The 25,273-nt window shown below is 61.2% G+C and carries 23 protein-coding genes and 1 pseudogene; 16 read left to right on the top strand and 8 right to left on the bottom strand.

The genetic code is table 11. The features are described from left to right. The first annotated feature begins 14 nt into the window (after positions 1 to 14). From OK411_RS11255 to OK411_RS11200, 12 genes are all read left to right on the top strand, one after another. Positions 15 to 1,607, top strand: coding sequence for a GumC family protein (locus OK411_RS11255; RefSeq protein WP_056784537.1), 1,593 nt, complete (start codon positions 15 to 17; stop codon positions 1,605 to 1,607). Continuing rightward, positions 1,604 to 2,695 (top strand): glycosyltransferase family 4 protein, encoded by a 1,092-nt coding sequence (locus OK411_RS11250; protein ID WP_264364884.1) that lies wholly within the window; start codon positions 1,604 to 1,606, stop codon positions 2,693 to 2,695. Before OK411_RS11255 ends, OK411_RS11250 begins: the two co-directional genes overlap by 4 nt. Continuing rightward, entirely contained in the window at positions 2,692 to 4,059 is a 1,368-nt protein-coding gene (locus tag OK411_RS11245) for an O-antigen ligase family protein (RefSeq protein ID WP_264364883.1), read from the top strand. The genes OK411_RS11250 and OK411_RS11245 overlap by 4 nt, the downstream gene beginning before the upstream one ends. Next, positions 4,056 to 5,024: a glycosyltransferase gene (locus OK411_RS11240; RefSeq protein ID WP_264364882.1), complete on the top strand. Its 969-nt coding sequence runs from the start codon at positions 4,056 to 4,058 to the stop codon at positions 5,022 to 5,024. The genes OK411_RS11245 and OK411_RS11240 overlap by 4 nt, the downstream gene beginning before the upstream one ends. Further along, positions 5,017 to 6,153 (top strand): glycosyltransferase, encoded by a 1,137-nt coding sequence (locus OK411_RS11235; protein ID WP_264364881.1) that lies wholly within the window; start codon positions 5,017 to 5,019, stop codon positions 6,151 to 6,153. Before OK411_RS11240 ends, OK411_RS11235 begins: the two co-directional genes overlap by 8 nt. A gap of 13 nt (positions 6,154 to 6,166) precedes the next feature. Continuing rightward, positions 6,167 to 7,168 carry a polysaccharide deacetylase family protein gene (locus OK411_RS11230; protein ID WP_024012445.1) on the top strand — a complete coding sequence of 334 codons (1,002 nt, stop codon included), beginning with the start codon at positions 6,167 to 6,169 and terminating at the stop codon, positions 7,166 to 7,168. Next, on the top strand, positions 7,165 to 8,472 hold the full coding sequence (locus tag OK411_RS11225) for an oligosaccharide flippase family protein (protein WP_264364880.1): 1,308 nt from the start codon (positions 7,165 to 7,167) through the stop codon (positions 8,470 to 8,472). Before OK411_RS11230 ends, OK411_RS11225 begins: the two co-directional genes overlap by 4 nt. Next, positions 8,469 to 10,388: a hypothetical protein gene (locus tag OK411_RS11220; RefSeq protein ID WP_264364879.1), complete on the top strand. Its 1,920-nt coding sequence runs from the start codon at positions 8,469 to 8,471 to the stop codon at positions 10,386 to 10,388. Before OK411_RS11225 ends, OK411_RS11220 begins: the two co-directional genes overlap by 4 nt. 61 nt (positions 10,389 to 10,449) lie before the next feature. Continuing rightward, complete coding sequence (locus OK411_RS11215; RefSeq protein ID WP_024012442.1) at positions 10,450 to 11,139, top strand: GNAT family N-acetyltransferase; 690 nt, start codon at positions 10,450 to 10,452, stop codon at positions 11,137 to 11,139. A 4-nt stretch (positions 11,140 to 11,143) separates the two neighbouring features. Continuing rightward, a complete protein-coding gene (locus OK411_RS11210) occupies positions 11,144 to 12,334 on the top strand; it encodes a GNAT family N-acetyltransferase (protein ID WP_136493993.1) in 1,191 nt (396 codons plus the stop codon). After that, on the top strand, positions 12,331 to 13,023 hold the full coding sequence (locus OK411_RS11205) for an N-acetyltransferase (protein ID WP_136493992.1): 693 nt from the start codon (positions 12,331 to 12,333) through the stop codon (positions 13,021 to 13,023). The genes OK411_RS11210 and OK411_RS11205 overlap by 4 nt, the downstream gene beginning before the upstream one ends. 305 nt (positions 13,024 to 13,328) lie before the next feature. Continuing rightward, positions 13,329 to 13,637, top strand: coding sequence for an addiction module antidote protein (locus OK411_RS11200; RefSeq protein ID WP_071171759.1), 309 nt, complete (start codon positions 13,329 to 13,331; stop codon positions 13,635 to 13,637). Positions 13,638 to 13,763: 126 nt separating this feature from the next. On the opposite strand, the gene OK411_RS11195 is transcribed toward OK411_RS11200, so the two are convergent. After that, the gene (locus OK411_RS11195) at positions 13,764 to 14,561 is read right to left on the bottom strand and encodes a class I SAM-dependent methyltransferase (protein ID WP_264364878.1); all 798 of its coding nucleotides are present in this window, start codon (positions 14,559 to 14,561) and stop codon (positions 13,764 to 13,766) included. Positions 14,562 to 14,869: 308 nt separating this feature from the next. Here OK411_RS11195 and OK411_RS11190 point away from each other — a divergent pair, with 308 nt between their 5' ends. After that, on the top strand, positions 14,870 to 15,061 hold the full coding sequence (locus tag OK411_RS11190) for a hypothetical protein (RefSeq protein ID WP_038862015.1): 192 nt from the start codon (positions 14,870 to 14,872) through the stop codon (positions 15,059 to 15,061). After that, positions 15,051 to 15,282 (top strand): annotated as a pseudogene (locus OK411_RS11185) (type II toxin-antitoxin system RelE/ParE family toxin). Before OK411_RS11190 ends, OK411_RS11185 begins: the two are co-directional and overlap by 11 nt. Positions 15,283 to 15,354: 72 nt before the next feature. On the opposite strand, the gene OK411_RS11180 reads toward OK411_RS11185, so the two are convergent. Continuing rightward, the gene (locus tag OK411_RS11180) at positions 15,355 to 16,254 is read right to left on the bottom strand and encodes a LysR family transcriptional regulator (RefSeq protein WP_217879718.1); all 900 of its coding nucleotides are present in this window, start codon (positions 16,252 to 16,254) and stop codon (positions 15,355 to 15,357) included. Between the two features lie 215 nt (positions 16,255 to 16,469). Between OK411_RS11180 and OK411_RS11175 the strand changes: the two genes are divergently transcribed. Next, positions 16,470 to 17,492: an alpha/beta hydrolase gene (locus OK411_RS11175; protein ID WP_264364877.1), complete on the top strand. Its 1,023-nt coding sequence runs from the start codon at positions 16,470 to 16,472 to the stop codon at positions 17,490 to 17,492. A 108-nt stretch (positions 17,493 to 17,600) separates the two neighbouring features. After that, a complete protein-coding gene (locus OK411_RS11170; RefSeq protein WP_264364876.1) occupies positions 17,601 to 19,028 on the top strand; it encodes a mechanosensitive ion channel family protein in 1,428 nt (475 codons plus the stop codon). A 224-nt stretch (positions 19,029 to 19,252) separates the two neighbouring features. Here the strand turns inward: OK411_RS11170 and ycaC are convergent, their stop codons facing one another. The 6 genes from ycaC to OK411_RS11140 all read right to left on the bottom strand — a co-directional run bounded on the left by ycaC (position 19,253) and on the right by OK411_RS11140 (position 25,060). Beyond that, entirely contained in the window at positions 19,253 to 19,876 is a 624-nt protein-coding gene (ycaC, locus tag OK411_RS11165) for an isochorismate family cysteine hydrolase YcaC (protein WP_016774080.1), read from the bottom strand. Positions 19,877 to 19,944: 68 nt separating this feature from the next. Further along, positions 19,945 to 21,783 carry an amidohydrolase gene (locus OK411_RS11160; RefSeq protein ID WP_264364875.1) on the bottom strand — a complete coding sequence of 613 codons (1,839 nt, stop codon included), beginning with the start codon at positions 21,781 to 21,783 and terminating at the stop codon, positions 19,945 to 19,947. Between the two features lie 40 nt (positions 21,784 to 21,823). Further along, positions 21,824 to 22,450: an antibiotic biosynthesis monooxygenase gene (locus OK411_RS11155; protein WP_264364874.1), complete on the bottom strand. Its 627-nt coding sequence runs from the start codon at positions 22,448 to 22,450 to the stop codon at positions 21,824 to 21,826. After that, a complete protein-coding gene (locus OK411_RS11150; protein ID WP_264364873.1) occupies positions 22,443 to 22,856 on the bottom strand; it encodes a DoxX family protein in 414 nt (137 codons plus the stop codon). The genes OK411_RS11155 and OK411_RS11150 overlap by 8 nt, the downstream gene beginning before the upstream one ends. 242 nt (positions 22,857 to 23,098) lie before the next feature. Further along, positions 23,099 to 24,022 (bottom strand): LysR family transcriptional regulator, encoded by a 924-nt coding sequence (locus OK411_RS11145; RefSeq protein ID WP_264364872.1) that lies wholly within the window; start codon positions 24,020 to 24,022, stop codon positions 23,099 to 23,101. Positions 24,023 to 24,076: 54 nt separating this feature from the next. Then, a complete protein-coding gene (locus OK411_RS11140) occupies positions 24,077 to 25,060 on the bottom strand; it encodes an MBL fold metallo-hydrolase (RefSeq protein WP_071171752.1) in 984 nt (327 codons plus the stop codon). Positions 25,061 to 25,273: the final 213 nt, after the last annotated feature.

Raw genomic sequence — 25,273 nt, 5'->3', positions numbered from 1 at the left:
CTCAGGTGACCGACATGAACCCAAAAGAAAATTACCTGCACGAGTTCTTCAGGATTTTCTTCGCCAACAAGCAAACGGTGAAGCGCATCTTCCTGACCTTTGCAGTGATCGCCCTGCTCCTGCCGTTGTTGCTCAAACAGAGCTTCGATATCACCGCGCAGGTCATCGTGCAGTCGAAAAAGCTGTCTCAGGGCGATGCGACCACCTCGCTGACCCAGGACAGCGCCACCTTCATTCCGCCGTCGCTGGCGGACATGGAAACCGAAAGCAACATCCTCCGTTCGCCGGCGCTGATCCGTCAGACCATCAGCGAACTGCGCGACATGGGTCAGTACAACCCGCCGCCGGGGATGCTCAGCAAGCTGGCGGGCGAGCCGTTCAAGCGTTACGTCAGCACGCCGCTGCGCGAATACGTGATCAATCCGCTGCGTGATGCGCTGGGCATGCAAACCGATCCGGTGCGCGACACGGCACTGGACGGTTTGACCCAGGACGCCATCGACAACCTGAAGATCGAAACCCTGCCGGGTTCCAATGTGATCTCGATCGTCTACAGCTTTCCCGATCCGGCCCAAGGCACAACGTTTGTTGCCGCGTTGCTGCAGAACTATCTGGTCGATCGTCAGGCGTTGCAATCGATCGAGCTGCCGCATTCGTTCTACGAAACCAAGAAGCATCAGTATCAGGTGCGGCTCGATGGTCTTGAAGGCGCGCGGCTGAGCCTGCTGGAAAGCGTCGGTTCTTCCGACCCGAAAGAGGAAATCACCTTTCGCCTCAACGCGATCAACACCGAAGAGCAGGCACTCAACCTGTATCGCGATCGCTTGCTGCAGAGCCAACGCTGGCTCGATTACCTGAAAACCAGCCTGGCCGCCGCCAACACCAACAAGCTCAACGACTACACCTTCCCGTTCACCTTCACCACGACGGTGGACAACATTGCCTTCGAGGACCGCGAGATCAGGCAGATGGGCGAGGCGCTGACCACTCAGGTCAGCCGCTATATGAATGACCTGGCGGTATTCCAGCCTGGCAGCGAGCCGATGTTGCTGGCCCGCGAGCAAATTGCCCGCACCCGCCAACAGTTCCTCAAAGTGGTCAACAACCGCATCCAGGAACGCACGATCGACCTGTCGGTGGTGAGCCAGGTCATCGAGCAGAAAACCGCGCGCATTGCCGAGTTCAAGAATCGCATCCATCAGCTGCAGCAGACCCAAAGCAAGCTGCGTCAGATGGATACCGAGATCGGCGCCTTGCACGCAGCGTTTTCCACCTATGCGCAACGCTTCGCCGAGAGCAGCACGACACGCGCTTTGGACAACGACTTGTCCAACGCCCGGGTATTGAGTCCACCGTTCGAGCCGACCGAAGCGGCTTTTCCCAAGCCGATGCTGATCATTCCATTCGGGCTGTTCACCGGGCTGCTGCTGGCAATCGCGTTCGTCTATGTGCGTGAGTTCTTCGACCATCGCTTCAAGCATCCGGCGCAAATCAGCCATGAACTGGGCGTGCCAGTGTTGTTGGTGCTCAACGAAGAAACGTCGCAGCCGGGCAATCCGCACAAGAACTGGACCATGCCGAGCCTGGTTCACTGGGTGCGCAATTGAACGCGGTGTCCACCCCAATCGTCGCCCTGCCGATCATTCATTTGCTCAGCAGCGGCGGCTTCTACGGGGCCGAGCGGATGTTGCTGGATCATTGCCTGGCCACGCCGGGGCAGCACCAGGTGCTGTTCCTCGACGCGCCGCCAGAACTGATCGCGCGCTTTCGTGAGGCCGGGGTGGACGCTCGCGCTTGTGCCGGGCTCGGCAAATTGCTGCGGCACTTGCGTCAGCGCCGTGGCGACCAACCGTTGCTCAACACCCACAACTTCAAAGGCCTGTTGTTCGGCTGGGTCGGCGCCACGCTGTTGCGCCTGCCGCTGGTGATCACCCAGCACGGCTTCACGCCGCGCAGTCGCAAGCAGAAGTTCTACACCTGGCTGAGCCTGCAACTGTGCCGCACGGCCTCGGTGAAACGGGTGGTTTGCGTGGCGCACAGCATCGCCACGCTGCATCTGAAGGCCAGCGTCAGCGCGGAGAAGTTGCAGGTGATTCCCAACGGTTTGCCAGCGGCGCCAGCGATGCCGCCGCTGGCAGAGCGGCAACGCTGGCTGGCCGGTTACGTCGGCCGGTTGAGCAGCGAAAAAGGCCCGGATCTGTTTCTCGATGCGCTGATTGCGTTGTGTCACCAGCATCCGCAACTGGACGCGGTGATGCTCGGCGACGGCCCGGAACGCGAGGCCTTGCAGGCGCGCATCGATGCTGCCGGGTTGCAGCAGCGGATTCGCTTGCCGGGCTACCAGACGGCGATGCAAGGCTGGTGGCAACAACTCGATGCGTTGGTGATCAGCTCGCGCACCGAGGGCACGCCGATGATTCTGCTCGAAGCGATGCAGGCCGGCGTGCCGGTGGTGGCGTTCGCGGTCGGTGGTATTCCCGATGTCCTGCAGGACCGTCACAACGGCCTGCTCGCGGCGCCGACGGATACCGCCGCCCTCGCCCGCCAGCTCGACACACTGCTGGCCGAACCGAAGCTGGCCGCGCAGTTGCGCGACAACGCCAGACGCACCCAACAGGAGCGCTACGACCTCAAGGCTTTGGCCGAATGCTGGTCGCAGCTGTACATCCAAACGGCACGGGAGACACGCGCATGATTTTCCCGCTCTCGATCGTCAGTCTGTTCGCCCTGGTCAGCCTCGGTTTGCTGGCCAGTCCCTGGCCGTATCTGGCACCGGGGGCGGTTATTGGTCTGGTCGGTTTCACCGTTCTGTACCGCAAGCCAACCTGGGGCCTGCTCGGCATTGCCGCGCTGGTGCCGTTCGAAGGTTTCTTCAAGGACAGCTCGGTATCGGGCAGCAAATTGATCGGTGCCTCGCTGGCAGTAATCGTGATGCTGCAACTGGCGCTGCACCAGATCCCCTCGCAGCGCCTGCGCAGCAATCTGTGGCGTTACCTGATCGGTTTCATGGCGCTGTACCTGCTGAGCCTGTTCGCCAGCGACAATCTGGGCATGTCGCAGACTCATCTGCGTGAACTGAGCGTGGGCCTGGTCTTGTTCGTGATCACCCTGTTGATCGGCCGTGAATTGAATCTGGATCTGTTCGCCCGACTGGTCACCCTCAGCGTCAGCACGACCTGCGCGATGGCGATGTTTTCCAGCCGATTCCAGGACAAGGGCCGCGCCGCCGGCCTGCTCGAAGACCCCAACGCTTTTGCCCTGCTGATCGCTTTCGCCGTGCCGCTGGGCCTGCTGCTGGTGATTCGCAGCCCGAACCTGCTGCATCGTCTGTTCTGGGCTGGCTGCTGTCTGTTGCTGCTCGGCGGCATGACCAAAACCGAGTCGCGCTCGGGGCTGGTGGTACTGGCGCTGAGTCTGGCAATCGGGGTCTGGCACTACCGCCAGCAGCTGAACCGCATTCGTCCACGGCATTTCGGCTTCGCCATGCTCGGTGCTGCGATCATCCTGCCCTTGGCGATCTATGCGATGCCGGCCGGTTATCTGGCACGCATTCAATCGCTGAGCATCCTCAGCGCCGGGGCCAAGGCCCAGGACGAATCCCTCGGCCGTCGCGCCTCGTACATTGTCGTTGGCAGCCAGATCATTCGCGAGCATCCGCTGCTCGGCTCCGGCCCTGGCACCTTCCCGCTGCACTACGCGACCACCGGTTATGCCAAGGCGTTCTCGGCCAACCGCAAGATCGGCGACCTGTATCGCCGGGCGCATAACACTTATCTGGAGATCTTCAGCGAACTGGGGATTCCCGCCGGCCTGCTGTTTGTCGGCATGCTGGTGCAGGGTTTCTATAACCTGATCCGTGCACGACGCACGTGGCTGCAACGGCGCGAGTGGCAGCACGCAGGCATGGTTACCCATCTGGGCATGAGCTTTCTGTCATTGACGCTGTTCCTGATGTTCCTCAGTGCGCCGAACCTGAAATACCTGTGGATCATGCTGGCGCTGACCTGGGTGCTGCGCCTGAAAGCCGAGCAGGCAGCGCTGACGGAGGCCAAAGCATGAGCCGGATCAGCATTGTCATTCCGATGTTCAACGAAGCCCGGCACATCGGCCGAACGCTGCTGGCCGCCAGCAAGGCCGCGCACGCAGCCGACATCGACTGTGAATTGATCGTCGTCGACAACGGCTCCACCGACGAAGGTCCACAGATCGCCCGCGCATTTGGCGCGCAGGTTCTGCTGGTGCCCGGCCTGCTGATCGGTGCCTTGCGCAATCGAGGCGCAACGGTTGCCCGTGGTGAATGGCTGGCGTTCATTGATGCCGATATCGAGATGCCGGAAGACTGGCTGAAGCAGATGTTGGCTCTGGCTGCGGGCGACCAGGGTGACGTCTTCGGCCTCGACCTGCACACCCCTGCTGCCGCGCCATGGTTCGCCGCCGCGTGGCAGCGCCGCTCGTTGCGCCCGTCGGGCCGCGCCACGCGCACTGTGCAATGGCTGCCCAGTGCCAACCTGCTGATGCGCAAGCAGTGGTTCGACAAGGTCGGCGGATTCAACGAAACCCTGCGCACCGGCGAGGACAAGGAATACACCCTGCGTCTGCACCGACACGGTGCTCGCCTGCTGTCGGTCAATACCAGCGTCGCCCTGCATTGGGGGTACGAAATGACCTGGCGCGAATGGATCGGCAAGGAACTGTGGCGTCAGGGCAGTCACCTGCAATTGCTCCGTGCCCACGGCATGAGCCTGCGCCTGCTGCGGTTTCCGCTGCTGTCATTGCTGGTGTGGTTGCTCGATGCTCTGGCGATCGTCGCATTGCTGGGCGGCTACGCGCAGCAGGCGTTACTGCTGCTGATGGCAGGCCTGCTGCCCAGTCTGCTGCTCAGCCTGCGGCAAAGCATTCGCCAGCATAACCTCAGCCTGACCTTGCAGCTCTGGGGCCTGCACTGGGTGCGCCTGCACTTGGCAAGCGCAGCATTGATTCTCGGTCTGTGTCATTGGAATGCAAGGAGGCCTGCCCGTGGCTGAACTCATTTTTTGCCTGTGCCTGTTGTTGCCAGCGTACGCCTACATCGGCTATCCGCTGCTGCTCACCTTGCTCGCGCCACTGTTCCCGGCCTGGCGACATGCCCCCGCACCGCCGCTGCACGTCAGCATCGTGATTGCCGCGCACAACGAGGCACGCCATATCGAGCACAAGCTGCGCACGCTGCTGGCTCAGGACTATCAGCCGGCCGCGTTGCAGATCATTCTGGCCAGTGACGGTTCGACCGATGACACCGTGGCTTGCGCGCACAAAGTGATTGATCCGCGCATCACCGTGCTCGACCTGCCGCGCCAGGGCAAAGCCGCCACCCTGAATGCCGGCGCCGCCCTGAGCAGCGGCGACATTCTGGTGTTCACCGATGCCGACAACCAGTGGTCGCGCGACACCCTCGGCCACTTGCTCGCGCCGTTGAGCGATCCGCAGGTCGGCGCCTGCGCGGGGCACATGGTGATCCCGGTTACCGGTGGCGGCCTGAGCATCGGCGACAGCCTGTATCGGCATTACGAAGGCTGGTTGCGCCGGGTCGAGAATCGCACCGGCTGCATGGTCTCCGCCGACGGCGCCCTGCTCGCCTTGCGTCGCGAGCTGTTCCAGACCGTGCCGGCCGAGGTCAACGATGATTTCTTCATCAGTACCTGCGCACCGGTGGCGCATAAACGCATCGTCTACGTGCCCGAGGCGCAGGTGATCGATCAGGGCGTCGACGAAGCGGACAAGCAATGGCGTCGCCGCCAGCGGGTCACCGTCGGTGGCCTGCAGAGCCTGGCGCAACGCCGTGAACTGCTCAATCCCTTCAAGCACGGCCTGTATTCGATCGCGTTGATCAGCCACAAACTGATTCGTCGACTGGCGCCGGTGCTGTTGTTGCCGCTGCTGCTGAGCAATTTCTGGCTGTGGAACCAGCACGGTTTCTATCGCCTGAGCCTGCTCGCGCAATTGCTCGGTTACTCGATTGCCATCGCCGGCCTGCTGGATTCGCAACACCGTTTACCGAAACCGTTCCGCCTCGCGGCCTTCCTGCTGGTGACGCTGGCAGGCATGAGCGTCGGCCTGTGGCAGTTCCTGCGCGGGCAACGGTACGCACAGTGGAATCCTGACCAGAATCGTTGAGAGGGCGCATGCCATGGCTATCAAACAACTGATAAAACGCACCAGCGGCTGGCTCTATCTCAACTCGTCCGTGGGGCGCAGCCAGTTGCACGGGGCCGGAGTCATCCTGATGCTCCACCGAGTGCTGGCCAACGACCGTGCCGCCAACCTGCCGCACCGCAATGAACTGTGTGTCGGCCCGCAGGCGTTCGAACACTTGCTGATATGGCTGCGCAAGCATTTCGATTGCGTGCCGCTAATGGAGTTGTTGCAGCCCAACGCCCTGCGCACCGAGCGCCCGCGCGTGGCGCTGACCTTCGATGACGGCTGGCGTGACAACGCGGTCAATGCCTATCCGCTGTTGCAGAAATATCAGGTGCCGGCGAGCATTTTTCTATCCACCGATTTCATTGGCAGTCGGCAACGGTTCTGGTGGGAAAGCGTCGGTGAAACGCTGTGGGGCAGCCATGGCGAAAAGGCGCGCATGCACCTGATCGAGCACCTGCGCATCACCGGTCATCCGTTGCCGGTGTTGCTCGACGATATCGATGTCGACCGGCGCAGCCTGGCGCTCCTGCATTACCTGCAAGGGCTGAAGAGCCTCGATCCGCAGGAACTCGAACGTCTGACCAATGAGTGTCCGCCGGATTCTCTGCCACAAGCGCTGGACTGGCATCAGGTGCGCGCCATGGAAGCGTCCGGTCTGGTGCGCTTCGGCCCCCACGGCGCCAGTCATGCGATCCTCACTGGCCTGGATGACATGCGTCTGCACGAAGAAATCAGCCGCAGCCGCGACGCCCTGCACAACGGCTGCAATCGGCCACTGCCGGTGTATTGCTACCCCAACGGCGACAACGATGAGCGCGTGCGCGAGCAGGTCGCCAATCACGATTATCCGTTTGCGCTTGGCACGTCCACCGGACTCTATCGCGGCGCCGGCGACCCGCTGAACCTGCCGCGCTTCGGCGTCAGCCAACGTACCGCGCGCAATCCGGAGCTGCTGTCGCTACGGATCTTTCGCGGGGCACGGCCATGAGTCGCGGCAGCTACATCAAGCACCTCGCCCTGAGCATGGGCACCAAACTGGCGATGATCGCCCTGCGCCTGCTGCGCAATGTGTTGCTGGCGCGGATTCTCGGGCCGAGCGAACGCGGTCTGTTCGCGCTGCTCAGCACCCTGCCGGATCTGATCAGTGCGGCGACCAGCGGCGGCCTGAATTCGGCAGTCGGTTATCAAGCGGCTAACCAGCGGCCGATGGGGCTGTTGCTCGCCCAGGTGCTGGTGTTCGGTTGTCTGCTCGCCGGGCTGCTGACGTTGCTGGTGGTGGCGCTGGCGCGAGAATTTGGCAGCGAACTCGATGTCACGATGCAGCTCGGTCTGCTGGCCTGGCTGTTGCTGCTGGCGGTACCGCTGACCGTGCTCAAAAGCGGCCTGCTGACCTTGCACAACGCGTCGGGTGGCGTGGTCGCCTTCAATGTTCTGCGCCTGATCGAATCGCTGGCACCGCTGCTGCTTTTTGTTGCGCTGTTCTGGATGTGGAAAGAGGCGGCACTCGAAGCGGCGCTCATCAGTTGGCTGGCCGGTATCAGCCTGGTGGTACTGGTGGGCTGGATGTGGCTCAAACGCGCACAGCCGCTGAAACTGCAATGGGATCGTGCAAGCCAGAAGGAGCTGCTGAAATTCAGTGCACGCAGCCATCCGGACCTGCTGTTCCAACAGGTGATCCTGCGCTCCGATTACTTGTTCATCGGCGCCCTGCTCGGTAGCAGCGCGCTCGGCCATTACGCCATGGCCAGCGCCGCTGCTGAACTGTTGCTGATCGTTCCGGAAGCGGTCACCACACCGCTGATGAAGCGTCTGCTGCAACAGGACAAGGGCATGGACAAGGTCACGCCGCTGGCGCTGCGCCTGACCGCGACGGTAATGCTCTGCGCCTGCATCACCATGGCGCTGATCGGCGAATGGCTGATCATCACCCTGTTCGGCGTCGCCTACCAACCCGCGTATCCGGCACTGCTGGCTTTGCTGCCGGGGCTGTTGGGCCTGTGCTACGCAAGCATTCTGCGCCTGGACCTGATCGGCAAGAACCGCCCTGCCACGGTCTCGCTGATGATGGGGGTTGGGGCGTTGCTCAACCTGGGCCTGAACCTGCTGCTGATCCCCAACTACGGCATCGTCGGCGCAGCGGCGGCGTCCTCGATCGCCTATTTGGCAGTGACCCTGGCGATGCTGGTGCTTTATTGCAGGCTGAGCGGCGTGCCGTTCTGGCACACGCTGTTCATTCTGCCCGGTGACCTCAGCCCGATGTGGCTGATGCTGCACCGCAGGAAAGCCGCATGAGGCGCCTGGCCCTGCTGCTCGGACTCGGCATGACGCTGAACGCCTTCGCTGCGCCCATGCAGTGGGGCGACATTCGCGACGGCAGCCTGTATCTGCAAGCCGACCGCCCGGATACAGTCACCGTGCGCTGGGTTCCGGCGTGGCAGGCCGAGGCCAATGAAGAGCATATTTATCTGCTTGACGGCCATGGCCGCTTGCAAGGTGATCGCTTCATCAAGGCCAGTGAGGTTCGCGGTTCGCAAAGCTGGCCGCTGGTGCCGGGAGCTGCCGGTTATCGCCTGGAGATTCCCGGCTACAGCTTCCGCAGTTACCGCGTCGAGCATGACGCAACCACCGTGGCGCTGTTCAGTCCGGCCAAGGTGCATTTCAGCGTCGAAACCCGCAATGGCACTGAGCTGTTTTTCCAGGTCGCCCCTGGCGAACACGCGGTGCTGAACGGCAAATACCATGGCGGCGTCAACGCGCTGCAAGCACAGCGTGTGGACGATGGACAACAGCTGTCGCTGGCCCTCAAGCCCTACCGCGCCTATTGGCAATTCGATCAAGTGGCCTTGCCGGTCAGTGACCGCCCTCAGGTCTGGCGCTTGCGCCTGCAGGGCAGCGGCAAAGCGGCGTTCTGGCTCGATGGCACGGCCAACCTATTTGCGCAGAATCCGCAGCAGCTGCAGCCAGTGCATGAAGAATCGGGTGAGGTCCGCCTGACCCTGCACGCCAAGGTACTCGGGCGCACTCCGGACCTGGGCATCGCGCTGCCCAATCTGATGCCGCCCGCAAGTAGTCATGCCGTACTGGATGCGTTGAAACCGAGCGCGGCGAGCTACTACAGCTACGTTGACATAACGTCGAAAAGTGCCCGCTTCGAAGACCCGGTTCGCCAGCTTTATCAGACGCGCTTCGGCATCCGCCAGGACATCACCCTGCTCGCCGGCACCGGGCGTCAGGCCAATCTGCGCGCCGATGTACAAAGCAGCAACGGCCTTGAGACATGGCTCGCCGGTACTCGTGCCTTGGGTGGTCAAGGCACGCACTACATCGGCTTCGCCGACGAGCCGAACCTCAACTATTCGAGCTACGACGAATACCGCTCGATTTTTGTCAGCATGGCCCGCCAGGTGCGCAGCAATCCGGCCAATGCCAGCGCCGGTGTGCGCATCGCCATGCCGGCCACTTCGCGCTTGGTCAACGGCCCGTTCGCCAATAACGCCGCAGACAAACGCGGGATTGATTGGGCACGGCGTCTGCTCAGTGAAGCGCCCGATCAGATTGACGCGTTGGCCTGGCACGAATGGATGATCCGCGACCTGCTCGCCACTCGCGTCTACCGCGACAGCGTGCGCCGCGCCGCGCAACTGGTCGGCCTCGACGCAAAGGGTCAGCCGCGCAAAGCCTTGCTGCTCGATCAGACCAATCTGTCCAGTGGCTCGAGCCTGAGCCCGTACGACCAGGAAACTCATTACGCCGCGCTGTGGTGGGCATCGGTGGTCATCAATGCTTCTCAGGACGGCTTGCTGAGCATGCTCAACTGGTTTCAGGCGGCCGACGAACCGCCCTACGCCAAGGGCATGGTGCGCGTGTTGGCCGGCGATCGCTTCGAGCTGAAACCGGTGGGCCTGGCCCAGCAATTCATCGCCCGGCATTGGCTGCCGCACGTGCTGCAACTGGATAACGACGCCTTCGAAGTGGACGTACTGGCGATGGCCGGCGACGAGCAGCGCACGTTACTCGGGGTGAACAAAGGCACACGCCTGCAACGCGTTGCTCTGAGCGGTGCCAAGTGCCCGCTCAACCAAGGCGCCCTGCATTTCTTCGGCGCTGACAATCGCGCCCGCGACGCACCGTTCGCCTGCGAAAACGGGCGCGTGCGTTTCGAATTACCCGGGCAAACCCTGTTTGCCCTGAACTGGAACGCTTCATGAACCGCCCTTCTGCCCTGCGAGCGTGATGCTGCGCGCGGCACCTTCATCAGGAGAAGAGACCATGGATATCTTTAAAAAACTCAGCGGACATATCCGTCGCAAAGGTCTGCGAGCGACCTTGGCGAAGATCCGCAGAATGTACATTTTTTCCCATCGGCAACTGCTGTGGATGGAACGGGATCTGGTCAGCCCCGTGCCGCCGCACAACCTCAAACCCTACCCGCCGCTGCGCGTAATGAAGATCACCGCAGACAACGCCAGCGCCTTCACCCGTTACTTCGGCGACCGTGTCGGCGTCATGGCCGAGCTGGCCAGTGAGGGTCATACCGGGCATATGCATGTCGACGAGCAAGGCGATGCCGTTGCGTTCATCTGGGGTACGCCGCGCGACTATATCGACCGGCATTACTACGGCTGCCGGTTCCCGGTAAAACCTGGCGAGTTTTTCGAGTTCGGTGGCGAATTGAATCGCGCCTACTGGGGCACCGAATTGTCGGTTGATCTGCAACTACGCCTGTGGAAAGCCATGGCCACCAAAGGCTGCCGCAAAGTGGTCGATGTCTGTGAGTCGACAAACATCCCGGCGCTCAAGCTGCACCTGCGCATGGGCTATACCGAACAACAGCGGATCATGAATATCTACACGCTGTTCGGTCGCTGGCGCTTTTATCGCGAAACCCGCTACAGCGGCTCGCGCCTGGAGGCACTGCGGAAAAATTCTCGTCCACCTGTCCCAGCAACGGCGGCCTGAACCTATGGTGATGCGATTTGAATGGCGCACCTCGCTGTGCGCTGCCGACTTCCCGGCAACCGCGTATGAAACGCTGCGCCTTCACGTAGCCGATCACACGCCGTTCAACCACCTCGGCTGGTTGTGCGCAGCAGAGCAGGCGTTGGAAAAGAATCAGTGCCTGCACGTTCTGCTCGGCTGGGAAGCAGAGGCTTTGCGCCTGTGCCTGCCCCTGGTGTCCAGCCGCGAACGCTTCGCGGGCGTGCCATTTCGCGTCTTGCGCCACTTGGGTTATCCGCTGGCCGATCGGTTGGCCCTGCTGTCGTTGCTCGGCGCAGAGGGTATGCGCGATGCGCTGATGCTGATCCGTCAGCGCCTGCCCCATGCGCTGCTGCAACTCAACGAACTGTCGGAACCTGCCGGGGAAGAAAGTGCCCTCACCGATTGGATGGCGCGTAGCTCCACCGCTGAACGGCGCCTGAGTTGCCGGGTGCCGGTGCATCTGATCAGCGACGCCGACCAGCAGGAAGTTTCCGGCGACCCGCGCTACAAACTGCGTCGTGCGCGCAAACGGATTGCCGCGTGCGGCGCCCAGGTGCGGCGAATCACCCCCGATGCGCTGTCGATGCCTCCGGTTTTACAGGCGTTGCAAGAAGTCGAGTCGGTCAGTTGGAAAGGTGACGAGGGCGTCGGCATTTTCGCAACTGACCACAGCCGTCAATGGATACAGAGCGCCTTCACCGCCCTTGCCGCTCAAGGGCTGGTGCGAGTGGTGACACTGGAGCTGGACGGCCGCTGCATAAGTTATCGGCTGGGCCTGCTCGAGCAGGGCCGCCTCTACGACTACAACCTGGCGTTCCTGCCGCAACATGCCGATCTGGGCAGCGGTCGAGTGCTGCTGGAGGAATGGATTCGCTGGGGCCTGGACGAGCAATGGCACTGGATCGATGCCTCGCGGGTCAGCCTGGATAACTCCAGTCATCAACTGCACGAGCGCATGACCGGACAACTGGAACACTGGCGCTGGAGCTTCTACTCATGGCGCCCCAGTGGCTTGCTGCTGGGCCTGGGCCTGCGTCTTTGGTACTGCGTCAAACCGGCCCTGCAAAAATGGCGCGCACAGCGTGCCGGCAAACCGAAAGCGGCAAATACCTGCGCAACTCAACCGGCAACATCATCCACCACACCAGGGCTAGCGCCTCGGAGAGCATCATGAACGTCATCGACAAACTGCTTCTGCGCATCAAACAAAAAGGCCTGCGCCGCACCCTTGGCGCTTTCGGCAAACGTTATGTCTTCGCTCACCGTGAATTGCTGTGGATGGAGCGCGATCTGGTCACGCCGATCGCGCCGAACAAACTGCGCCCCTGTGAAGGTTTACATAGAGTCGACATCACCGAGGATAACGCCAAGGCTTTCGGCAAGTACTTTGGTGACCGTGTGCAGACCATGGCCGAATTGGCCGCTGAAGGGCACACGGGGCACATGTACCTGGACCAGGAAGGCCACACCGTCGGGTTCGTCTGGGCCAGTACCCGCGACTATTACGATCGGCACTTCTACCGCTACACGTTCACGATCGAGCCCGGTGAGTACTTCCAGTTCGGTGCCGAAATTGCCCGGCCCTATTTCGGCAGCACCTTGACCGTCGACGCACAGACCGCACTTTGGCAAGTCATGGACGCCGGGGGGTATAAAAAGGTGGTGGATATCTGTGACAACGCCAATATCCAGGCCCTGAAGATGCATGTGCGCTTGGGCTATAAGGAACAAGGGCGGATCACGCATGTTTACGACCTGTTCGGCCACTGGCGCTTCTTCCGCGAAACGCGCTACAGCGAGTCGAGGCTGGAGGCGCTGCGCAAGCCGGAAAGACCAGTAGCAAGTACGCCCGCGCAGGCTTGATTCAGGCTGAATATTTGCGGCGGTTTTGATAACGCCATCGCGAGCAGGCTCGCTCCCACACTGGAATGCGTTTCCCTGTGGGAGCGAGCCTGCTTGCGATGAGGCCAGTAGCTGCACCCGCAGCTCTCACAAGCGATTGGCTGGTTGCCTACAAACTGTGACGACACTTCCAACATTCGGGAAAGACTTGGCCGACTGTTTATCTGTATCCACTTGGATAGAGTCAAGCACGACATCGGGCGCGACAAATCCTCACAAAGCGCAGACATCCGACGCGCACAAAAAATGGCAAAGGAGGTTTAACCATGAGCCAGACTTTGACGAATTTCGACATGGTCGCCCTGCTCGACAGTGATGAAGCCATCAGTGAGTACCTGTCACAGGTGCTTGCAGACGGAGACAGCGAAGAATTCCTTCGCGCAATCGGCTACGTGTTAAAGGCGCGAGGAATGACGCAGATCGCCAAGGATTCAGGCATGGGTCGTGAAAGTTTGTACAAAGCTTTTGCTCCCGGAGCGAAGCCGCGCTTTGACACAGTGTTGAAGGTGATTCATGCGTTGGGCATTGATCTTTATGCGCAGCCGGGGCACGTACTTAATCGCGCCGTTACCTGAATTTTGTAGCTGTCGCAAGGCCGCCATCGCGAGCAGGCTCGCTCCTACACTGGATAGTCGCCGTACGCGAAACCAATGTGGGAGCGAGCCTGCTCGCGAAGAGGCCAGCCGTCGCAAAAAAGGTTCTCAGGCCTTGCTCACCACCAGGCTAAAGCACATCGGCAACTGCGCCTGCTGGTTCAGGTAGCAGTCATACACCTCTTCCCGGTTCGAATGCGCATATTCCTGAAAATCCACAATGCGCAGCCCCGCTCCAATGGCGCCGCTGAAGATCGCGCCCAGCGTATGCACGTACCAGTACGACTTCGCCGCCGGCTGCTCGACCTTGCCGACATACACAATCGGTTCTTCCTGCACAAACGGCTCGACACGGAAATACGAGCTGGCGAGGCGGTAGGGATCTTCAGCCTGCGGATCAACCATTTCCAGAAACGGATGGGTTTCGTAGATCACCAGTTTGCCGCCCGGCTTCTGCACCTGCGCGACATGACGGAAGAATTCGCCGATGTCAGGCATCCAGTTGAGTACCCCGATGGTGATCAGGGCTACGTCGAAGCGGTTATGCAGCGATGCGGGCAGATGGTGGATGTCGCACTCGACGAATTCGGCAGTATGCGGCGAGCGGCTATTCAGCTCGCGGGCCTGCTGAAGAAACGCTGCCGATTGATCGACGCCGACGACACTGCGCGCACCCAGCGCAAACAGTGACAGGCTCTCCCGACCGTTATTGCAGCCCAGTTGAATCACGTCTTTGCCGTCGACGTCCAGCAAGCCGCGCAAAGTGTCATCAAGGCAGCAAAACTCTGCCTGCGCGACATCGTTGAGCAATGCCTGCCAGTCCGGCGAATCCTGATGATGACGGGCGGAATCGTTCCACGCCTGTCGATTGCTTTCGATGGCGGTTTTGGGGTTGGGCACTTCCATGGCGCTACTCCGGGTGAGACTCGTGATTGAGCGGCGTGAGTCTAGAACAGACCCGGGGTGGCGGTTGTTCCAATGTTGTAATCACACTGCGCAGTCCTCTTCAGCGAGTCCTACAGAAATAGGAAGGAACTCGGGATACCCCAACCGTTTTCCTACATCTTCCGTCGGTTGGCCGTCGGAAGCGCTCAGGCTAGGATTTGTCGAACTACAAGTACTCATGGAGCTCGACCCAGATGCAGTTCATCCAGACAACGACGACAGCAATCCCTGTACCGAATAGACTGCCAGGCATTGATCCCGGAGGCACAATGGACGGCAAAATCTTTCCCGACGATTCAGGGTTTGAAAACGACGAGCAGGCTGCCAGTCATGATCGCTGGTTGCGAGCCAAGGTGCAGGCGTCCAGAGATGATCCCCATCCGAGTCTCCCCCATGAGGACGTGATGGCGGACATGCATGCCTTGATCGAATCCATGCGAAAAAAGGCCGATGCAGATTGAGTGGCGGCCCGAAGCCAAGGCCGATCTTTCGAACATCCTCAGATACATTGGCGATCGAAGAATCCACAACCTCACTCTCTGTTCATCCCCATCTCTACCGTAAAGGTCGATCTCCCGGCACCCGGGAAATCGTTGTACATCCTAACTACGTAGTGATTTATGAGGTGACGGATCGAGTCGAGATACTTAGCGTTTTGCATACCCGACAGGAATATCCATAAAGACATCGCAGGAAATAACGGTGTGACGTTTGCCCAATCGATAACACGCCGTTTGCCCAGCAGGAACCACTATCAAAGATTCACATGACTCTGGTTAAGCCGCTCACGCAAAAACTCCACCAGCGCCTGCACCGGCCGCGAAGCCTGGCGATGCTGCGGATAAACCGCCGACAGGGTCAGTGGCTCCGGGCGTAAATCATCCAGCACTGGCACCAGCCGCCCGTCCTTCAACGCCGCGCCGACGATGAAGGTTGGCAGATAAGTAATTCCCATCCCCTGCACCGCGGCGTCCCGCAGCAGTTCGCCGTTGTTGACGCGCATGCGCCCGGTGACGTTGATCAGCAGCGGTTTGCCCGGTGCTTCGTTGAAGCGCCATTGCACCGAGCGACCGTGGCCGTAAGGCAGGCAATCGTGGCTGTGCAGGTCTTCGGGTTTGAGTGGTGTGCCGCGTTCGGCGAGGTAGGCCGGGCTGACGCAGTAGACCCGTTCGATACTGGCGATGCGCCGGGCGATCAGTGTCGAGTCTTCCAGCACGCCGATGCGCAGGGCCAGGTCGTAACCTTCGCCGAGCAGGTCGACCGGGCGATCGCTTAAATCGACCTCGACGGTGACTTCGCGATAACGCTGCAGGAACAACGGCAGCAGACAACCCAGATGCGCCACCGCGAACGACAGCGGCGCGCTGAGGCGAATCGTGCCGCGCGGCTCGGCGGTTTCGCCGGCGATGCCCTGCTCGACCTGCTCGACTTCTCCGAGCAAACGCAACGCCGATTCGTAATAGCTCTGCCCCAGGGGGGTGACGTCGAGGCGGCGGGTCGAGCGGTTCAACAAGCGCACACCGAGGCGCTCTTCCAGTTGCATCAAACGGCGGCTGACGAACTGCTTGGACAGGCCCAACTGATCGGCCGCAGCGGTGAAGCTGCCGGAGTCCATGACCTGGCAAAAAATACGCATGTCTTCGAACGGGTTCATTGTCACTCTCTGGTGGACAGTTAAACGCTTTATAGCCGCTTTTTCGCTTTTCAGCAGCCCATTAATCTGTGCTCACGGTTTGAAAACAACCCTGAACACAAAGAGCTGCCGAAGGCAGCCATCTGATCGTTGGGACGCGGAGCGTCCCCGGCTGCATTCCCACGCAGAGCGTGGGAACGATCAGAAAATCAAAACCATTCAAAAGGATTTCCACCATGAACATCGTCAAGAAAACCCTCGCCGCGTCGCTCCTCGCCCTGTCCGTCAGCAGCGCTTTCGCCGCTGGCAGCCCTGGCGTCGAACACAACACCCAAGCGTTCCTCGATGCCCTCGCCGCTGGCGGTGGTCGTCCGCTGGAGCAACTGAGCCCGAAAGACGCCCGTGCGGTGCTGACCGGTGCGCAGGCTTCGGTGAAGGTTGATCTGTCCGGTGTGGAAGTCAGCGACAAGGCGATCAAGGTCGATGGCCAGACCCTCAACCTGAAAGTGGTGCGCCCGGCCAAAGTCAAGGGCGAGTTGCCGGTGTTCATGTTCTTCCACGGGGGCGGCTGGGTGCTGGGCGATTTCCCGACGCACCAGCGCCTGATTCGTGATCTGGTGGTCGGCTCGGGCGCTGTTGCGGTGTATGTCGATTACACGCCATCGCCGGAAGCGCAGTACCCGACCGCGATCAACCAGGCGTACGCCGCGACGAAATGGGTGGCCGAGCACGGCAAGGACATCGGTGTCGATGGCAAGCGTCTGGCGGTGGCCGGCAACAGCGTCGGCGGCAACATGGCAGCGGTCGTGGCGTTGATGGCCAAGGAGCAGAAAACCCCTGCCCTGCGCTTCCAGCTGTTGATGTGGCCGGTAACCAATGCGCAGTTCGACGACGGTTCGTACCAGCAATTTGCCGAGGGCCATTTCCTCACCAAGGGCATGATGCAGTGGTTCTGGGACAACTACACCACCAACCCGGCCGAGCGTGCGCAGATCCATGCCTCGCCGCTCAACGCCAGCGCCGAACAGCTCAAGGGCCTGCCCGCTGCGCTGGTGCAGACCGCCGAGTTCGACGTGCTGCGTGACGAAGGCGAAGGCTATGCGCGGCACCTGGATGCGGCCGGCGTGCCGGTGACCTCGGTGCGCTACAACGGGATGATTCATGACTTCGGCCTGCTTAATCCGCTGAGCCAGATACCAGAGGTTAAGGCTGCGGTGCGCCAAGCGGCAGCCGAGCTGAAGACTCATCTGAATCCATAAAAGCAAAAGATCGCAGTCTGCGGCAGCGCCTACCCTGGAATACGATTCCCTGTAGGAGCCGCCGCAGGCTGCGATCTTTTTTCTCACCAGCGTCGCGGAGTACCGGTCATGACTCTTTTCCACGCCCACCTGCTGTCCTGGAGCGCTGTGCTGTTGCTGCTCGACGCCGCGCTCTGGCACTTCTCGCCTTTCAGCCACCGCGCGCCGCGAGTCGGCGTACGTCTGGCGCTGTTTCTGGCGTTCAGCGCGCTGGTGATCAATGCCGGTGTCAGCCCGTTGCAGGCTCCGCTGTTCGCTGATGATCGCGTGGCACAACTGGGGGCGACGGCGCTGGGGATTCTCTGGTGGTTGTACGCAGCACGGGTGCTGACCGAAGTGATCGGCCTGGCGCTGATGCGCCGCATCGGTCACAGCGGACGCTTGTTGCAGGATGTCATCGGCGCGCTGGTGTTTCTGGTCGCCATTGTTGCGGCAGCAGGTTACGTGCTGGAGCTGCCAGTCAAAGGTCTGCTGGCCACTTCCGGGGTAGTCGCCATCGTGGTCGGTCTGGCGCTGCAAAGCACCCTCGCCGACGTGTTTTCCGGCATCGTCCTCAACACCACCAAGCCGTATCAAGTGGACGATCTGGTGATGATCGACGGCGTAGAAGGCAAGGTCTTCGATATCGACTGGCGCGCCACCCACCTGCTGACCAGCGCCGGCACCATGGCCGTCGTACCGAACTCGGTGGCGGCCAAGGCGAAAATCGTCAACCTCAGCCGGCCGAGCAACATGCACGGCGTCTCGATCAGTATCAAAGTGCCGAACCACATTCGCCCGCGGCGGGTATTGGATGCCCTTGATCGTACCTTGCAGGGCAGCAGTTCGCTGCTGCTCAGCCCGGCACCGAAAGCCGTGCTCAAAGAGGCCGGCGAAACCATGTCGGAATACGTTGCCAGCGGTTTCATCGCTGAGCTGGGCAAGAAGAGCGAAGTGCGCAATCAACTCTTCGACCTCGCCCACCGCCATCTCGAAGCGGCGGGTATTTCCCGGCATCCCGACGGCGTGATCGAACCGTCGAGCCGTGCTCGTGCATTGCTGGATGAGGTGAAGATTTTCCGTTCGCTGAGCAGTGAAGAACGCGATCGCCTCGCTGAGTCGATGGTCGCGCAACAGTACACGGCCGGTCAGGTGGTGCTGGATCTGGACGAGGTGCCGGACAGTCTGTTCGTGATCGCCACGGGCGTGGTCAGCGCGACGGTGCCGGACGGCAATGGCCAGACCGAGGCCGGGCGCATGGGGCCGAGCGAAGTCATGGGCGAACAGAGCATTCTTGCCGATACTCCGTCGCAGGCGACGTTCACAGCGCTGACGTCGAGCATCATCTATCGTCTCGACAAACAGTTGACCCGTGAGTGCATGGACAAGCGCAGCGAAGTCGGCCGGGCCTTGAACAAGTTGCAGGCGGTGCGTCAGCAGAACAGTCGCCTCGCGTTGATGGCCAAACCGGTGGCGGTGAAAAAAGGTGGTTTTTTGGGGTGGTTGCAAAAACGCTGATCTGAAACTTTGAAGATCAAAAGCTCACCCTGTCATCGGAATGCCGCCCGCCCAGCCCTCTCCCCCTAAGGGGGCGAGGGGGGAAAGGGAGCCGATCTCTATGCGTTTCAAGAGCGGAGCTCGGCTCGGTATTGCAGGTCGATGCAACTCTAGCAAACAACGCTGTCAGTCCCCTCTCCCTCCGGGAGAGGGCTAGGGTGAGGGGCTTTTGACTTTCGACCAGATTACTTGGCAGTGAACTTGGTGTAGCTGTTGATCAGGTTGCGATAGTTGGGCAGACGCTCGGACAGCAGATGCGCCAGACCTTCCATGTCGTTGCGCCAGTCGCCCTGCAGCTCGCAGGCCACAGCGAACCAGTTCATCAGATGTGCACCGGCGGCGGACATCCGCGCCCACGCCGCTTGTTGCACGGTGGTGTTGAAGGTACCCGACGAGTCGGTGACGACGAACACTTCGAAGCCTTCAGCGATCGCCGACAGGGTCGGGAAAGCTACGCAAACGTCGGTCACGACACCGGCGATGATCAGTTGCTTGCGGCCGGTGGCCTTGATCGCTTTGACGAAGTCTTCGTTGTCCCAGGCGTTGATCTGGCCTGGACGCTGAATGAACGGCGCGTCGGGGAATTGCTCGAGCAGCTCAGGCACGATCGGGCCGTTTGGACCTGCGTCGAAGCTGGTGGTCAGAATGGTCGGCAGCTTGAAGAACTTGGCGATGTCGCCCAGTGCCAGCACGTTGTTCTTGAACTCGTTCGGCGAGAAATCCTGCACCAGCGAGATCAGACCGGTCTGGTGATCGACCAGCAGGACGACGGCATCATCTTTGTTCAGACGCTTGTAAGGAACGCTCATGGCAAAACTCCTGGATGGATGGTTGTTGCGGGAAGCGCCGGCCCTGATGCCCGGCGCTTTTTTCAAACTCAGAACGCGAAGCAGGAACAGCCGAACGCGCCCCAGAAACCGGCGAAATCGCTGACCGGCGCATTCGACATCCGCGCTTTTTCATGGCTGTGGGTGTGCACGGCGCACGGCCCGCTGCACTGGTGAACCTGCGCTTGCAACGGCGAGTTCGGGCGCCAGTGGCCCGGGACTTTGACTACCGGCGACCAGTCCGGCAGCACCGGAATCGAGCGCGGGCCGAGGTCTTCGAAGTCGCCGGCGGCGTAGACAATCTTGCCGCCGACCACCGTCATCACCGACTCGATCCACTTGATCGCTTCTTCTTCAACGCTGAAGAAGTCCGCGCTCAGAACAGCGAGGTCTGCCAGTTGGCCGACACGGATCTGGCCTTTTTTGCCCTGCTCCGAGGAGAACCAGGCGCTGCCGTGGGTGAACAGTTCCAGCGCGGTGCTGCGTGGCAAGCCTTCTTCGTAGAGGGCCAGACCGCCAACGGTGCGGCCGCTGACCATCCAGTACAGCGAGGTCCACGGGTTGTAGCTGGACACGCGGGTGGCGTCGGTACCAGCGCCGACCGGTACACCTTCGGCGAGCATGCGCTTGATCGGTGGCGTGGCTTCGGCGGCTTGTTTGCCGTAGCGATCGACGAAGTATTCACCCTGGAACGCCATGCGATCCTGAATCGCGATGCCGCCGCCCAGCGCTTTCACGCGCTCGATGTTTTGCGGAGTGATGGTTTCAGCGTGGTCGAAGAACCACGGTAGACCGTTGAACGGAATGTCGCGGTTGACCTTCTCGAACACATCGAGCATACGGCTGATCGATTCGTTGTACGTGGCGTGCAGACGGAACGGCCAGCGCTGTTCGACCAAGTGGCGCACCACCGGCTCGAGTTCCTGTTCCATGGTTTGCGGCAGGTCCGGGCGCGGTTCGAGGAAGTCTTCGAAGTCGGCGGCGGAGAACACCAGCATTTCGCCGGCGCCGTTGTGGCGCAGGTAATCGTCGCCCTGATGCAACTTGACGCTGCCGGTCCAGTTCTGGAAATCGGTCAGCTCTTCTTTCGGCTTCTGGGTGAACAGGTTGTAGGCGATGCGTACGGTCAACTGGTCGTCTTTGGCCAGTTGTTCGATCACTTGGTAATCGTCCGGATAGTTCTGGAAACCACCGCCGGCGTCGATCGCACTGGTCAGGCCGAGACGATTGAGTTCGCGCATGAACTGGCGGGTCGAGTTGACCTGATATTCCAGCGGCAGCTTCGGCCCTTTGGCCAGGGTCGAGTAGAGAATCATCGCGTTCGGCCGCGCGACCAGCATGCCGGTCGGGTTGCCGTTGCTGTCGCGCACGATCTCGCCGCCCGGCGGGTTTGGCGTGTCGCGGGTGTAGCCGGCCACGCGCAGGGCGGCGCGGTTGAGCAGCGCACGGTCGTAGAGGTGCAGGATGAACACCGGAGTATCCGGTGCGGCCTGGTTGATTTCTTCCAGGGTCGGCATGCGTTTTTCGGCGAACTGGAATTCGTTCCAGCCACCGACCACGCGCACCCATTGCGGGGTTGGCGTGCGGTCGGCCTGGTCTTTGAGCATACGCAGCGCGTCGGCGAGCGATGGCACACCTTCCCAGCGCAGTTCGAGGTTGTAGTTCAAACCGCCACGAATCAGGTGCAGGTGCGAGTCGTTGAGGCCAGGGATGACGCAGCGGCCCTTCATGTCGACCACTTGTGTGGCGCTGCCCTTGAGGGCCATGGCCTCGGCATCGTTACCGACGGCAACGAAGCGGCCGTCCTTGATCGCCACCGCACTGGCCAGTGGTTTTTCCCGGTCTACGGTATGAAACTGGCCATTGAATAAAATCAGATCGGCGCTCATCGCAGTTCCTCAAGCGAAAGTGAAAAGAAGCAAACCCCGCTCAACGCGGCGAGGTTTCTTGGGAATCGAGGTGTTCATGGGCCTGGCTGGCTTCCAGCCACGGGGTGAACAAACGGGTAACCGGCGGCATCACCACGTAGACCACCGAGAGGACGATGGTCAGGGTGATCAGGAACGTGGCGACCACGTAGTTGGACAGAAGCGGATGCAGCGCCAGCAGCGGGCCCCAGATCAGCGGCACCAGCAGGGTGTGCGGCAGAATCACCAACAGCGTGACGACAGCCTGCTTCCAGCGCGGCGGTGGCGAGCCGGCTTCGGCCAGCGGTGTGAACCAGAATTCATTGACCGGCGCGACTTCGGTCTGATCGCCATCGGCCAGCATCGGTGCGGCTTCAGCCACCAGCGCCTGACGCTCGGAGGATTCCAGCCAGCCCTGCATCGCTTCGGTGGAGCTGAAGCGCAATACGCACGTGTAGAAATCCAGACGCCCGCGCTTGCCGCGCACCACGTCCACACCCAAATGCCCTTCGCGCTGGCCGGCGACGCGCACGATGTTGCGCAGCCATGCTTCATAAGCCGATTCGAAACCGGTTTTGACCGAGTGTTTGATTATCAACGTGACGGTCTCATCGGCCCCCGGTACTTGTGAATTGAGGACTTCAGGCATAACGCAGCACTCCGGGCAAACGAACAGGAATCGCCAGCCGTCCGGGCCCGGCAATCAAGACAGTGGTGAAAAGAATCAACAGCAACCAGCCAAACTGCCCTTCAGCCACACTCCATTGCGGATGCACGACCAGCAGCGCCACGAGCAGTACAAAGAGAATAGGCAAGCAGGCCAAACGCGCCAGCACACCGGCGACGATCAGCAACGGGCAGAGGACTTCGGCGAAAATCGCCAGGACCAGCGTCAGATGGGCGCCGAGATGGAACGGGTCTTCGATCAGTTGCAGCTGCGCGGTGAAGTCCAGCAACTTCGGCAAGCCGTGCACCCACAGCAGAAACAACCCGCCGCTGACCCGCAGGAACAGCAACCCGATGTCGCGCGCCTGTTCATCCCTCGTAGCAATCATGACCCGACCCTTTGAATGTCATTGACGGGAATCATGCCAAGGCCGGGGCGGAAGAAATTGGATGGGTGTGCTTAGTTGCTTTTCAGACCACAGAATTCCCTGTGCTTGATCGTTCCCACGCTCTGCGTGGGAATGCAGCTCGGGACGCTCCGCGTCCCATCCAACGCCGAACGCGGAGCGTCCGTTGAGGCATTCCTTTGCTGCGCGTGGGAATGATCAGCATCGGAGATCGGCGCTGGGATCTAGATCACCGGAATATCCAGCGGCGCCGCCATGAACTGGCTGATCCGCGAGCGCAGCCATTTCTCTGCCGGGTCGTTGTCGTGCACCCCGCTCCACGCCATCGACAACTGCGCGGCATCGATCGGGAATGGCGGGTCTTCGGCACGCAGGGCGCAGCCTTCGACCAAGGCACAGGCAGCGTAATCCGGCACGGTGGCGATCATGTCGGTTCCGGCGAGCAAGGCGCGCAAGCCGCTGAACTGCGGCACACCGAGGACCACGCGGCGGCAGCGACCGATCTTGGCCAGATCCAGATCGATATTGCCGCTCAGGTCACCGGAGAACGACACCATCGCATGCGGACGCGCGCAATATTCGTCCAGCGTCAGCGGCCCCGGACGGTCGTCGCCGCGCAGCACTTTGCAGGGAATATCACGCAGCTTCTTGCGCTTGGCATTGGCCGGCAGATCCGTGGTGTAGCTGACACCCACGGAGATTTCTCCAGAGGCCAACAGCGCCGGCATCAACAGGTAGTTGGCGCGGCGTACCACCACGACAATCCCCGGCGCCTCCTGTTGAAGCTGGCGCAACAGCGGCGGAAACAGACCGAACTCGGCGTCGTCCGACAGTCCGATGCGAAACACATCGCAACTGCTCGCCGGTTCGAACTCCTTGGCGCGGCTGACTGCGCCGGAAATCACGTCCATTGCCGGTTGCAATTCCTTGAGGATCGCCAGCGCCCGCGCCGTCGGTTCCATACCGCGACCGTTGCGCAGCAGCAACGGATCGTCGAACAGATCACGCAAGCGCCCCAGCGCAGCACTGACCGCCGGTTGGCCCATGAACAGTTTTTCGGCAACGCGGGTCAGGTTCTTTTCGAACATCAACGCTTCGAAAATCACCAGCAGGTTCATGTCGACGCGGCGCAGATCGTTACGGTTCATGGGCGTGGTTTCCTTATCGGTGTCAGACGCTTTTTGCCACTGGCGCTGGGCACTTTACTCGATCAACGGCACTTTCGCCGCGCGTTTGTAAGGGCCGTACTCCACCGGCACCCACTGGAAATGCTTGCCCTCGGCGGCGATGTGGCCGATGCCCGGGAACGGCAGATGCGCTGCCGTCACCCAGGTCTTGCTCGCTGCCGCAGCACTGAACACTGCCTGCCGACTGGCGATCGCTTGCTGACTGTTGACGTCGAAACCGATCGAGACTTCCGGGTGCAAGAACTGCACCGCGAGGTTGTGCACCAGATCGCCCATGAACACGATGCTCTGCTGCTGCGAGGTGAAGCGGTACGTGGTGCTGCCCGGGGTGTGCCCGGCTTCGAGGGTTGCTTCGACCAGTCCCGGCAATGGCGACTGCCCGGCGGCAAACGTCTTGAAGCGACCGGCGGCAACGTAGGGCGCCGTCGAATCCTGGGCAATTTTGAAAAACTCTTTTGCGCCCGCCGGGGCATTGGCCAGTGCTGCCGGATCGAGCCAGTAGTCGGCCTCGGCTTTGGCTGCAAACACGGTGGCGTTGGCGAACACCGGTTTCTTTTCGGCATCGACCAGACCGCAGACGTGATCGAGGTGCAGGTGCGTCAGCAAAATTGTGTCGACCTGCTCGGGCTTGTAACCGGCGACCTGCATGTTGGCCGAAAGCTGCCCGGCGGTGGCGCCGATGCACTGCCCTGCGCCGGTGTCGACCAGAATCAGTTGTGTGCCGGTGTTGACCAGAAAGGCATTGAACGCTGTCTGCACGCCCGGGGTTTCAATCGAACGCCGTGCGAGCAGCGCGCGAATCTGACTCTGGCTCATGCCCTGCAACAACTTCGGCGACAAATCGTTGTAACCGTCGAACAACGCGGTGACTTCGTAATCGCCCACCGCCAAGCGGAAATAACCCGGCGCCTGAGTGCCCACCTGCGGTGCCTGCGCCATAGCGCCGGACATTGCCAGCATGACCGCCAAGGCCGTTGCTGCTTTCACCAAGCCTTTCATTGCATTCCCCTTTGAACCTGGCCAACGGCGGCCGTGCTTTGTCGACATCGTCGCGCAAAGCACCGGGCGCTGACTTGCAAGGATGTGCTGAGTTCCAGCCTGAGCGAGGAAATTAACAACGATTAACTCGTCAGCCTCAAGTCCTCGCCCAACAATGAAGCCCTCTGCGCAGCGTTGCTTTTTTGACCTGAGGGAATGCGCCGACCGTGTATT

This window comes from Pseudomonas sp. RG1, assembly GCF_025910115.1.
GTDB classification, from domain to species: Bacteria; Pseudomonadota; Gammaproteobacteria; order Pseudomonadales; family Pseudomonadaceae; genus Aquipseudomonas; species Aquipseudomonas atacamensis.
Note: the sequence above shows the minus strand (reverse complement) of the source record. Positions and strands in the feature narration are given on the sequence as shown.